The 12,135-nt window shown below is 71.6% G+C and carries 12 protein-coding genes and 1 pseudogene; 10 read left to right on the forward strand and 3 right to left on the reverse strand.

The window, feature by feature from the left end:
* Positions 1-654, forward strand: a 654-nt coding sequence (locus tag ACTWQJ_RS33735; protein WP_443310297.1) for an AMP-binding enzyme, incomplete at its 5' end; no start/stop codon positions are given.
* A gap of 65 nt (positions 655-719) precedes the next feature.
* Positions 720-2,173 (forward strand): annotated as a pseudogene (locus ACTWQJ_RS33740) (acyl-CoA synthetase).
* Between the two features lie 3 nt (positions 2,174-2,176).
* Here ACTWQJ_RS33740 and paaK read toward each other — a convergent pair.
* Positions 2,177-3,472, reverse strand: coding sequence for a phenylacetate--CoA ligase PaaK (gene paaK, locus ACTWQJ_RS33745; RefSeq protein WP_443310298.1), 1,296 nt, complete (start codon positions 3,470-3,472; stop codon positions 2,177-2,179).
* 24 nt (positions 3,473-3,496) lie between these two features.
* Positions 3,497-3,652: a hypothetical protein gene (locus ACTWQJ_RS33750; protein ID WP_443310299.1), complete on the reverse strand. Its 156-nt coding sequence runs from the start codon at positions 3,650-3,652 to the stop codon at positions 3,497-3,499.
* Between ACTWQJ_RS33750 and ACTWQJ_RS33755 the strand changes: the two genes are divergently transcribed.
* Positions 3,651-4,490: an alpha/beta fold hydrolase gene (locus tag ACTWQJ_RS33755; RefSeq protein WP_443310300.1), complete on the forward strand. Its 840-nt coding sequence runs from the start codon at positions 3,651-3,653 to the stop codon at positions 4,488-4,490. The two genes, ACTWQJ_RS33750 and ACTWQJ_RS33755, sit on opposite strands and share 2 nt — an antisense overlap.
* Positions 4,491-4,495: 5 nt before the next feature.
* On the opposite strand, the gene ACTWQJ_RS33760 is transcribed toward ACTWQJ_RS33755, so the two are convergent.
* On the reverse strand, positions 4,496-6,100 hold the full coding sequence (locus tag ACTWQJ_RS33760; protein ID WP_443310301.1) for an acyl-CoA synthetase: 1,605 nt from the start codon (positions 6,098-6,100) through the stop codon (positions 4,496-4,498).
* Between the two features lie 164 nt (positions 6,101-6,264).
* Between ACTWQJ_RS33760 and ACTWQJ_RS33765 the strand changes: the two genes are divergently transcribed.
* The 7 genes from ACTWQJ_RS33765 to ACTWQJ_RS33795 all read left to right on the forward strand — a co-directional run.
* Positions 6,265-7,065 (forward strand): crotonase/enoyl-CoA hydratase family protein, encoded by an 801-nt coding sequence (locus ACTWQJ_RS33765; RefSeq protein WP_443310302.1) that lies wholly within the window; start codon positions 6,265-6,267, stop codon positions 7,063-7,065.
* A gap of 31 nt (positions 7,066-7,096) precedes the next feature.
* Positions 7,097-8,038 carry a Zn-ribbon domain-containing OB-fold protein gene (locus tag ACTWQJ_RS33770; RefSeq protein ID WP_443310303.1) on the forward strand — a complete coding sequence of 314 codons (942 nt, stop codon included), beginning with the start codon at positions 7,097-7,099 and terminating at the stop codon, positions 8,036-8,038.
* A 187-nt stretch (positions 8,039-8,225) separates the two neighbouring features.
* Complete coding sequence (locus ACTWQJ_RS33775; protein WP_443310304.1) at positions 8,226-9,275, forward strand: thiolase domain-containing protein; 1,050 nt, start codon at positions 8,226-8,228, stop codon at positions 9,273-9,275.
* A complete protein-coding gene (locus ACTWQJ_RS33780; protein ID WP_443310305.1) occupies positions 9,272-10,438 on the forward strand; it encodes a thiolase domain-containing protein in 1,167 nt (388 codons plus the stop codon). Before ACTWQJ_RS33775 ends, ACTWQJ_RS33780 begins: the two co-directional genes overlap by 4 nt.
* 82 nt (positions 10,439-10,520) lie before the next feature.
* Positions 10,521-10,763, forward strand: a complete 243-nt coding sequence (locus ACTWQJ_RS33785) for a DUF397 domain-containing protein (protein WP_224738918.1) — start codon at positions 10,521-10,523, stop codon at positions 10,761-10,763.
* 149 nt (positions 10,764-10,912) lie between these two features.
* On the forward strand, positions 10,913-11,818 hold the full coding sequence (locus ACTWQJ_RS33790) for a universal stress protein (RefSeq protein WP_443310306.1): 906 nt from the start codon (positions 10,913-10,915) through the stop codon (positions 11,816-11,818).
* 75 nt (positions 11,819-11,893) lie between these two features.
* A partial coding sequence (locus ACTWQJ_RS33795) for an ABATE domain-containing protein (RefSeq protein ID WP_443310307.1) occupies positions 11,894-12,135 on the forward strand: 242 nt, incomplete at its 3' end.

Here is a 12,135-nt window from a genome sequence, read left to right on the forward strand (position 1 = left end):
GGGTGGGGCGACTGCGTGGAGGAGTACTACGCGGCCAGCGAGGGCGGCGGCGCCTTCGCCACGACCGAGGACTGGCTGAAGAAACCCGGCACCGTCGGCAAGGCCTGGCCCATCAGTGAACTCGCGATCTTCGACGATGACGGCAACCGGCTGCCGCCCGGCGAACTCGGCACCGTCTACATGAAGATGACCACGGGCGGCTTCAGCTACCACAAGGACGAGGCGAAGACGCGGAAGAACCGCATCGGAGAATTCTTCACCGTCGGCGACCTCGGCGTGCTCGACGAGGACGGCTACCTCTTCCTGCGCGACCGCAAGATCGACCTCATCATCTCGGGCGGCGTCAACATCTACCCCGCCGAGATCGAGTCAGCCCTGCTCGCCCACCCCGCCGTCGCCGACGCCGCCGCCTTCGGCATCCCGCACGACGACTGGGGCGAGGAGGTCAAAGCCGTCGTCGAACCCGCCCCCGGCCACGAGCCCGGCCCCGACCTCGCCGCCACCCTGCTCGACCACTGCGCCGCACACCTCGCCGGCTACAAACGGCCCAAGAGCGTCGACTTCATCGCCGAGATGCCCCGCGACCCCAACGGCAAGCTGTACAAACGGCGGCTGCGGGAGCCGTACTGGGAGGGCCGCACCCGCCCCGTGTGACCGGCGGGCCGCACCTCCGGCCGGTTACTTGACCTCACCCCTCGGCGGATCGAGGATCGGGTGCCATGACGCCCGGACACGGCAGCACGGTCGACGGGGTGCTGCGGCGCAGCGCCCACCGCACCCCGGCACGCGTCGCGGTCGACTTCCGCGACCGCCGCTGGACCTACGAGGAGCTCGACGACGCCGTCTCCCGGGCGGCGAGCGTCCTCCTCGCCCAGGGACTCACCCCCGGCGACCGGGTCGGCGCCTACGGCCACAACTCCGACGCCTACCTCATCGCCTTCCTCGCCTGCGCCCGCGCGGGCCTGGTGCACGTGCCGGTGAACCAGAACCTGACCGGCGCCGACCTGGCGTACATCGTCGGCCAGTCGGAGAGCTCCCTGGTCCTCGCCGACCCCGACCTGGCAGGCCGACTGCCGGACACCGTGGGCGTGCTGCCGCTGCGGGACGCGGACGACTCGCTGCTGAGCCGGCTGCCCGCGGCGGCGCCGTACGACGGTCCGGAACCGCGCAGCGAGGATCTGACGCAGCTGCTGTACACCTCCGGTACGACAGCGCTGCCGAAGGGCGCGATGATGACGCACCGCGCCCTGGTGCACGAGTACCTCAGCGCGATCACCGCCCTCGACCTCAGCGCCGGCGACCGGCCCGTGCACGCGCTGCCGCTGTACCACTCGGCGCAGATGCATGTCTTCCTGCTGCCCTACCTGGCGGTCGGCGCGACGAACATCATCCTCGACGCGCCGGACGGCGACCGGCTCTTCGACCTGATCGAGGCCGGGCGCGTGGACAGCGTGTTCGCCCCGCCCACCGTGTGGATCTGCGCAAGGCGTACTACGGCGCCTCGATCATGCCGGTCCCCGTCCTGGAACGCCTGCGCGAACGCCTCCCGAAGCTCGCCTTCTACAACTGCTTCGGCCAGAGCGAGATCGGCCCCCTCGCCACCGTCCTCGGCCCCGACGAGCACAAGGGCCGCATGGACTCCTGCGGCCGGCCGGTGCTCTTCGTGGACGCCCGGGTGGTCGACGAGAACGGCAAGGACGTGCCCGACGGCACACCGGGCGAAGTCGTCTACCGCTCCCCGCAGTTGTGCGAGGGCTACTGGAACAAGCCGGACGAGACCGCCGAGGCCTTCCGCGACGGCTGGTTCCACTCCGGCGACCTCGCGGTACGCGACCAGGACGGCTACTTCACCATCGTCGACCGGGTGAAGGACGTCATCAACTCCGGTGGCGTCCTGGTCGCCTCACGGCAGGTCGAGGACGCCCTCTACACCCACGAGGCTGTCGCCGAGGCGGCCGTCGTCGGCCTGCCCGACGAGAAGTGGATCGAGGCGGTCACCGCGGTCGTCGTGCCCCGGGGCGAGGTCACCGAGGCCGAACTCATCGCCCACGCCCGCGAGCGGCTCACCTCCTTCAAGGCGCCGAAGCGCGTGGTGTTCGTGGACGCCCTGCCACGCAACGCCAGCGGGAAGATCCTCAAGCGGGACCTTCGGGACCGGCTCGCCGACGGCTGAGGCTCAGCGCGGGCGCAGGTCGACGATGCGTCTGATCTTTCCCACGGACCGTTCCAGTGACTCCGGGTCGACGATCTCCACCGTGGCCGACACCCCGATGCCGTCCTTCACGGCCGTCGCGATCGCCCGCGCGGCGGCGTCCCGTACCTCGGGGGTGGCGTCCGGGCGGGCCTCTGCGCGCACCGTGAGGGTGTCGAGGCGGCTCTCGCGGGTGAGGCGGAGCTGGAAGTGCGGGGCCACGCCCGGTGTGCGCAGGACGATCTCCTCGACCTGGGTGGGGAAGAGGTTCACCCCGCGCACGATCACCATGTCGTCGCTGCGTCCGGTGACCTTCCGCATCCTGCGGAACACCCGGGCCGTGCCCGGCAGCAGCCGGGTCAGATCGCGCGTCCGGTACCGGACGACGGGCATCGCCTCCTTCGTGAGCGAGGTGAACACCAGTTCCCCCTCCTCGCCCTCCGGCAGCACCTCACCGGTGATCGGGTCGACGACCTCCGGATAGAAGTGGTCCTCCCAGATGTGCAGCCCGTCCTTGGTCTCCACGCACTCCTGTGCGACACCCGGGCCGATCACCTCCGACAGGCCGTATATGTCGACGGCGTCGATCGCGAACCGCTGCTCGATCTCCTGGCGCATGCGCTCCGTCCAGGGCTCTGCGCCGAAGACGCCCACCCTCAGGGACGTGCCCCGCGGGTCGACGCCCTGCCGCTCGAACTCGTCCAGCAGCGTGAGCATGTACGACGGCGTCACCATGATGATCCGGGGCTTCAGATCCTGGATCAGCTGGACCTGACGTGACGTCATGCCGCCCGATGCGGGGATCACCGTACAACCCAGTCGCTCGGCACCGTAGTGCGCGCCCAGACCGCCGGTGAACAGCCCGTACCCGTACGCCACATGCACCGTGTCGCCCGGCCTGCCGCCCGCCGCCCGGATCGAGCGGGCCACCAGGTCGGCCCACATCGACAGATCGCCGTCCGTGTACCCGACGATCGTGGGGCGCCCGGTCGTGCCGCTGGACGCGTGGATACGGCGGATGCGCTCCCGCGGCACGGCGAACATCCCGTACGGGTAGTGCTCGCGCAGGTCCGCCTTGGTGGTGAACTGGAAGCGGGCGAGGTCGGCGAGGGAACGGCAGTCGTCCGGGTGGACTCCCGCCTTGTCGAAGGACTCCCGGTAGAACGGCACGTTCGCGTACGCGTGCCGCAGTTGCGCCTGCAGCCGTTCGAGTTGCAGCGCCCGCAGTCCTGCCGCGTCGAGCCGTTCCCCCGCGTCCAGCAGGTCCGTCGTCTCCGCCACGGGAACCCTCCCTTGCCAACCGCATCAATCCGGGCGACCGATCATTCGGTCGAGCTGCTCGAGATCAGTAATCCAGCCCGCTCCGGCAGAGGCAAGAGCCGTGCCCCACTTTCCCGGCGCGTCGCGGCGAAAGCGGAAGTGTTGCGGCGACCGGTCCCAGGCCCCGATGATCGGTGCCATGCCCGCCTTCACCGCACCCGACGGCACCCGGCTCGCCTACCACCTGCGCGGTGACGGCGAGCCGCTCGTCGTCCTGCCCGGCGGGCCCATGCGGGCCTCCGCCTACCTCGGCGACCTGGGCGGGCTCACCGCGCACCGCCGACTGGTCCTGCTCGACCTGCGCGGCACCGGGGACTCCGCGGTGCCGGCGGATCCGGCGACGTACCGCTGTGACCGGCTGGTGGGCGACGTGGAGGCGCTGCGGCTCCACCTGGGGCTGGAGCGCATGGACCTGCTCGGCCACTCGGCCGGCGGCAGCCTGGCGATGCTGTACGCGGCCCGTCATCCCGAGCGGGTGGCACGGCTGGCGCTGATCACCGCGACGCCGTGGGCGCTGGGCCTGCCCGCGACGGCCGAGGACCGGCTGACCGCGGCCCGGCTGCGGAAGGGCGAGCCGTGGTTCGAGGAGGCCTTCCCGGCGTTCGAACGCTGGCTGGCGGGCGACGGCGACTTCGACCCGGTGTTCCTGCCCTTCTTCTACGGTCGGTGGGACGACGCCGCCGCCGCGCACGCCGCGCTCGAGGAGGAGCAGACCGACGACGAGGCAGGGGAGACGTACGGCTCCGACGGTGCCTACGACCCGCCCGCCACCCGCGCCGCCCTCGCCGCCGTGACCGCCCCCGTTCTCGTGTACGCCGGTGAACTCGACGGCGGCCCCCGCCCCGAGCTGGCGCGCCGCGCCGCCGATGTCTTCCCGAACGCCGAGTTCACCGTCCAGCCGGGAGCGGGGCATTTCCCGTGGCTCGACGACCCGGACCGGTTCGCCCGGCGCACGGCCGCCTTCTTCGACGGCGCCTGAGAGACCTAGTCGTCCGCCGCCACCGCCACCTCGCGTGCCCACCGGTAGTCCGCCTTGCCGCTCGGTGAGCGGCGGATGGACTCCGTGATCACCAGCTGGCGCGGGATCTTGTACCCGGCCAGCTGGTCCCGGCAGTGGGTCTGGATGTCCTCCAGGGAGGGTGTCGGCGCGCCCTCGCGCAGTTGGACGACCGCCGCCACATGGCTGCCCCACCGGGCGTCCGGAACGCCGGCCACCAGCGCGTCGTACACGTCCGGGTGGGACTTCAGGGCCTGCTCGACCTCCTCCGGGTACACCTTCTCGCCCCCGGTGTTGATGCACTGCGAACCACGGCCCAGCACGGTCACCACGCCGTCCTCGTCGACGGTGGCCATGTCGCCGAGGAGCACCCATCGCTCGCCGTCCTTCTCGAAGAAGGTCTCGGCGGTTTTCGCCGGGTCGTTGTAGTAGCCGAGCGGCACATGGCCGCACTGGGCGATCCGGCCCACCTCGCCGACGGCCACCGGCTCGTGCGTAGCCGGATCGACCACCTGGGTACGGGAGTTGACGCGGATGCGGAAGCCGCGCTCGGGGCCGGAGTCGTCGGTGGCCGTGCCGTTGAAGCCGGACTCCGAGGAGCCGAAGTTGTTCAGCAGCATCACCTGCGGGACGAGTGTGAGGAACTGCTGCCGGACCGTCTCCGACATGACCGCGCCGGACGACGACACGCTGAACATCGAGGAACAGTCCGTCCCCTTCATGGGTCCGGCGAGCGCGTCGATGAGCGGGCGCAGCATCGCGTCGCCGACCAGCGACATGCTGGTGACCTTCTCCCGCTCGATGGTCCGCAGCACTTCCTCGGGCACGAACTTGCGGTGCAGCACGACCCGTTGCCCGAAGTTGAAGCCGATGAACGCGGTCAGGGTGGACGTGCCGTGCATCAGCGGGGGAGCGGGGAAGAAGGTGATGCCCGAACCGCCCGCCGCGACGCGCTCGGCCAGCTCCTCCGGCTTCTTCACCGGCTCACCGGTCGGCGCTCCGCCGCCCAGCCCGGAGAAGAACAGGTCCTCCTGCCGCCACATCACACCCTTGGGCATCCCGGTCGTACCGCCGGTGTAGATGATGAACTGGTCGTCGCCCGAGCGTGCCGGGAACCCGCGCTCCGGTGAGCCGGCGGCCTCGGCCTCGGCGAACGGCACCCCCAGCGAGCCACCGGTTCCCACCCGCACCAGATGCCGCAGCTTCTCCGCCCGCGGCAACGCCGCCGCCACCCGGTCCGTGAACTCCGCGTCGAAGACCAGGGCCACCAGATCGGCGTCCCGGTAGAGGTAGATCAACTCCTCTTCCACATAGCGGTAGTTGACGTTGACCGGCACGATCCGTGCCTTGAGGCAGCCGAGCACCGTCTGGAGGTACTCGACGCCGTTGTACAGGTGGAGTCCGAGGTGCTCGCCGGGGCGGATCCCACTGTCGAGCAGGTGGTGGCCGATGCGGTTGGCGGCGGCGTCCAGCGCGGCGTACGTCAGACGGCGCTCCGCACCCGTGCCGGGATGGTCGAGGTACACGAGCGCCTCGCGGTCCGGCACCACGTCCACGACCGACTCGAACAGGTCGGCAAGGTTGTACTCCACCGCTCCTCCTGACCTCGCTGCCCCTCGGTTGCCGGTCATCAGAGCAAAGGGCGGCACAACTGTGAAGGGTCCGCGCACAGAAATCTGACTGTCTGTCAGAAAACCCTTGAAGTGCTTCCCCGCCTCCTGCAACCTGTTCTCGTTCCTGCGGACGGAGGACACCCATGGGTGGCACCGAACACCTCACCGTGCAGCGCGAAGGCGCCACACTGGTGCTCACGCTCAACCGGCCCGACGCCAAGAACGCGCTCTCGCTTCCGATGCTCGTCGGCCTGTACGACGGCTGGGTCGAGGCCGACGAGGACGAGGCGATCCGCTCGATCGTGCTGACCGGAGCGGGCGGCGCGTTCTGCGCGGGCATGGACCTCAAGGCCCTGGCCGGGAAGGGCATGGCAGGGCAGCAGTACCGGGACCGGCTCAAGGCCGACCCCGACCTGCACTGGAAGGCGATGCTGCGGCACCACCGCCCCCGCAAACCCGTGATCGCGGCCGTCGAGGGCCACTGCGTCGCGGGCGGCACCGAGATCCTCCAGGGCACCGACATCCGGGTCGCGGGCGAGTCGGCGACCTTCGGCCTGTTCGAGGTCCGGCGCGGGCTGTTCCCGATCGGTGGCTCCACGGTCCGGCTGCAACGCCAGATCCCGCGCACCCACGCCCTGGAGATGCTGCTCACCGGACGCCCGTACAGTGCCCGGGAGGCCGCGGACATCGGCCTGATCGGGCAGGTCGTCCCCGACGGCACGGCACTCGGCAAGGCCCTGGAGATCGCCGAACGCATCAACGCGTGCGGGCCCCTCGCCGTCGAGGCCGTCAAGGCGTCGGTGTACGAGACGGCCGAGATGACCGAGGCGGACGGCCTCGCCGCGGAACTCGCCCGCGGCTGGCCGATCTTCGACACGGCGGATGCGAAGGAAGGCGCCCGCGCCTTCGCCGAGAAACGCCCGCCCGTCTACCGCCGTGCCTGAGCCCCCAACGCCTCCCGAGGAGCCAACCCGCATGCCCGAGGTCCTCAAAGCCCCCCTCGTCGTCGAGTTCCCCTTCACCCGCTCCCTCGGCCCCGTCCAGAGCGCCTTCCTGACCGGTCTGCGCGAACGCGTCGTCCTCGGCGTCCGCACGTCCGACGGACGCACCCTCGTCCCGCCCGTCGAGTACGACCCCGTCACCGCCGAGGAGCTGCGCGACCTCGTCGAGGTCGCCCCGACGGGCACGGTCACCACCTGGGCCTGGAACCACGCCCCGCGCCGCGGCCAGCCCCTCGACACCCCCTTCGCCTGGGCCCTGGTCCGCCTCGACGGCGCCGACACCGCCCTCCTGCACGCCCTCGACGCCCCCGGCCCCGACACCGTCCGCACCGGCATGCGCGTCCGCATCCGCTGGGCCGGGGAACGCACCGGCGCCATCACCGACATCGCCTGCTTCGAGCCGTACAACGGCGCAGCACCCCGACTCACCGGCCACGACGGCCACTTCGACCACGCCGTCACCGGCATCGTCGCCCCCGCCCGCCTCGACTACACCTACAGTCCCGGCCGCGCCCAGTCCGCGTACATCGACGCGCTGTCCGGACACCGCACCGTCGGCGAACGCTGCCCGGCCTGCCGCAAGGTGTACGTGCCGCCCCGCGGCGCCTGCCCCACCTGCGGTGTCGCCACCGCCGAACAGGTCGAGGTCGGCCCGCGCGGCACCGTCACCACCTTCTGCATCGTCAACATCAAGGCGAAGAACCTCGACATCGAAGTTCCTTACGTCTACGCCCACATCGCCCTCGACGGCGCCGATCTCGCCCTGCACGGCCGTATCGGCGGCATCCCGTACAACCAGGTGCGGATGGGGCTGCGCGTCGAGCCGGTGTGGACGGCAGGAGGTCGCTATCCCGACCACTACCGGCCCACCGGCGAACCCGACGCGGACTACGAGACGTACAAGGAGCTGCTTTGAATCCTGCCCCTCGTAAGCGAGGGGGATTCCTGGCTCACGCCGCTCGGTCGCTCAGCGAACGATCGAGTCTTCTGCGATCAGCACCAGCCGGGTTGAAACCAGCCCGGACATATGAAGTTTTGGAAGGAGTTGCTATGCGGGCTTGGCTCTCGCTCCGCAGTCGACGCCCCTACCAGCGGGAGGCTCGGTGACGCGCGAGATCGCCGTGGTCGCCTTCGCGCAGACCGACCACCGGCGCACCAGCGACGAGCTCTCCGAGGTGGAGATGCTCATGCCGGTCCTGCACGAGGTGCTCGACCACACCGGCCTGCAGACCGCCGACATCGGCTTCACCTGCTCCGGCTCCAGCGACTACCTGGCCGGCCGCGCCTTCTCCTTCACGCTCGCCCTCGACGGGGTGGGCGCCTGGCCGCCGATCTCCGAGTCGCACGTCGAGATGGACGGGGCCTGGGCGCTGTACGAGGCGTGGACCAAACTGCTCACCGGCGAGGCGGACACCGCCCTCGTGTACGCGTACGGCAAGTCCTCACCGGGCTCGGTGCGCGACGTGCTCACCCGCCAGCTCGACCCGTACTACGTCGCGCCCCTGTGGCCCGACTCGGTGGCCCTCGCCGCCCTCCAGGCCCAGGCCCTCATCGACGCCGGCGAGACCGACGAACCCGCGCTCGCGGCCGTCGCCGCCCGCAGCCGCGAGGCCGGTCGGGACAACCCCCATGCCCAGCTGAGGGGTTCGGTGCCGCACGGGGACTACCTCGTACGGCCCCTGCGCACCGGCGACTGCCCGCCCGTCGGCGACGGCGCCGCCGCCGTGATCCTCGCCGCCGGGGAGCGGGCCCGCGCCCTGTGCGCACGGCCCGCCTGGATCCGCGGCATCGACCACCGCATCGAGGCACACGGCCTCGGTGTGCGCGACCTGACCGACTCGCCCTCCACCCGCCTGGCCGCCGAGCGGGCAGGCGCCTTCGACCGGCCGGTCGACACGGCCGAGCTGCACGCGCCGTTCACCGCGCAGGAGATCGTCCTGCGCAAGGCGCTGCGGCTCGACGACTCGGTGCGCGTCAACCCGTCCGGCGGCCCACTCGCCGCCAACCCGATCATGGCCGCCGGGCTCATCCGCATCGGCGAGGCGGCCGCCCGTATCCACCGCGGTGTGTCCGACCGGGCACTCGCCCACGCCACGTCCGGTCCCTGTCTGCAACAGAACCTGGTCGCCGTACTCGAAGGGGATCCACGATGAGCAAGGAGCCCGTGGCCGTCGTCGGGGTCGGCCAGACCAAGCACGTCGCCGCCCGCCGGGACGTGTCGATCGCGGGCCTCGTCCGCGAGGCCGCCCGACGTGCGCTGACCGACGCCGAGCTGACCTGGGCCGACATCGACGCCGTCGTCATCGGCAAGGCGCCCGACTTCTTCGAGGGCGTCATGATGCCGGAGCTGTACCTCGCCGACGCGCTCGGTGCGGTGGGCAAGCCGATGCTGCGCGTCCACACGGCCGGATCGGTCGGCGGGTCCACCGCACTCGTCGCGGCGAACCTGGTCGCGGCGCGCGTGCACGGCACCGTCCTCACGCTCGCCTTCGAGAAGCAGTCCGAGTCCAACGCCATGTGGGGCCTGTCCCTGCCGATCCCCTTCCAGCAGCCGCTGCTCGCCGGCGCGGGCGGCTTCTTCGCCCCCCATGTGCGTGCGTACATGCGGCGCAGCGGTGCGCCCGACACCATCGGCTCGCTGGTCGCCTTCAAGGACCGGCGCAACGCCCTGAAGAACCCCTACGCCCACCTCCACGAGCACGACATCACCCTGGAGAAGGTGCAGGCCTCGCCCATGCTCTGGGACCCGATCCGCTACTCCGAGACCTGCCCCTCCTCGGACGGCGCCTGCGCCATGGTCCTGACCGACCGTGCCGGCGCGGCCCGCGCGCCCCGGCCGCCCGCCTGGATGCTGGGCGGGGCGATGCGCAGCGAACCGACCCTGTTCGCCGGCAAGGACTTCGTGTCGCCGCGGGCCGGCCAGGACTGCGCCGCCGACGTGTACCGGCAGGCCGGGATAGCCGACCCGCGCCGGGACATCGACGCCGTCGAGATGTACGTGCCGTTCTCCTGGTACGAGCCGATGTGGCTGGAGAACCTCGGCTTCGCCGCGGAGGGCGAGGGCTGGAAGCTCACCGAGTCCGGGGTGACCGAACTCGACGGGGACCTGCCCGTCAACATGTCGGGCGGCGTGCTGTCCACCAACCCGATCGGTGCCTCCGGCATGATCCGCTTCGCCGAGGCCGCGCTCCAGGTGCGCGGACAGGCGGGCGAGCACCAGGTGGACGGCGCCCGCAGGGTGCTCGGGCACGCCTACGGCGGCGGCTCCCAGTTCTTCTCCATGTGGCTCGTGGGATCCGCGCCCCCGCACTCCTGAAAGGTCCCCCTCACGTGGCCTGTTGGCCATGGGAACCGATCGCTAGGCTGGCCGCGGACGACGAGTCGGGAGGAGCACGGACGTGGCCGAGACCACCACCCAGCAGAAGCCGCTCATGGGCTGGGACAAGCCGGAACTGGACCTGAGCAAGGCCGAATGGCAGTCCAGCAGCCGCGGCCTGGGGGATGTCCAGATCGCTTTCGTCGAGGGTTTCATCGCCATGCGCAACAGCGGCCGCCCGGAGAGCCCCTCCCTCATCTTCACCCCCGCCGAGTGGGGTGCGTTCGTGTCGGGGGCACGGGAAGGCGAGTTCGACCTGACCTGAACCCGGGGAGCCACGTCGACGGGCCGAACCGGGGGTGTTCCGCCCGTGTTTTCCGGACACGCGATCCGGTGAACCCATCCGGGGCCCACGCCTGAGCGAGGCTGGCCCCAGGAAGAGGTGGTGGGTCGCCGTCCGGAGGTGAGGACCCCATGAGCACCCTGCCGGTCATCGCGGCGTTCGACGGTTCGGACGACAGTCTGCGGGCCCTGGACTGGGCCCTCGACGCCGCCCGCAGACGCGCGGTACCCCTGCGGGTGGTCCATGTCCGGCAGTACGCCGTACGGGTACCCGCCGGTGTCGAGGTCGCCCGGCTGCCGGAGCTGGAGGACGACCCGGTGCTCGCCCGGGCCCGTGCGCACCTGGCCGGGCGCACCGACGGGCCGGTCGTGGAGTACCGCGGTCCGGAAGGTACCCCCAGTGCCGTACTGCCCGGGCTGGGCGCCGAAGCCCAGCTGATGGTGCTCGGCTCCCGGGGCCGCGGCGGCTTCGCCCGGCTGCTGCTCGGCTCCAACGGCCTGGCCGCCGCCCGCGACGCCGAGTGCCCGGTCGTCGTGGTGCCCCGGCCCGGCCGCGAGGTCGACGACGCGCCGCCGCAGGAGCCGGGACCCCGGGTGGTCGTCGGCCTCAACGTGGACGGCCCCGACGACGCCGCACTCACCTTCGCCTTCACCGAGGCCGCCCTGCGCGACGCCCGCCTCCAGGTGATCGCCGCCTACCCGTGGCCGGTACAGCTGTGGGCGGGAGCCGTCGGTGAGCTGGTCCCGACCGGCATCGACCAGGACGCCGTGGAGAACGAGACGCGGGCCCTCGCGGAGGGCTTCCTCGCCCCGCACCGCGGGCGCCACCCCGAGGTCCGGGCCGAACCGTACGTGGTCCCGGGCGACGCGGCCGGCCACCTCGTCGCCAACTCGAAGGACGCCGAGCTGGTCGTCGTGGGCCGGCACCGCCGCCGGCTGCTCGCGCCCACCCGCATGATGGGCTCGGTCACGCACGCCGTACTCCTGCACGCGGCGAGCCCCGTGGCCGTGGTACCCCCGGCACCGCCGGAGGAATGACCCGGCCCCCCGCGTCCCTGAACCCTCGCTCACTCCCGTTCGTTAATGGTTGCGCGCGCACGTATCATTAGCGCCATGCAGGACTCGCTCAGCAGGGACGCCCGGATCACCCTGGATCTCGCCCTGACCGTCCGGCACGACGGACACGGCGGCGTCGCCGACGACCTCACCGACCCGGCCGGCCTCACCACGTGGGTGCGCGCGCACCCCGACACCGTCCCCGATGCCGCCGCCTACACCGCCGACGCCGAGGTCCTGACCGCCGTCCGCGAGCTGCGCGCCGCCGTCCGCGCCCTCTTCGCCCGCGCCGTACGCCC

Origin of the sequence: Streptomyces sp. KR55 (assembly GCF_052245645.1) — a bacterium.
Lineage (GTDB): Bacteria > Actinomycetota > Actinomycetes > Streptomycetales > Streptomycetaceae > Streptomyces > Streptomyces flavusporus.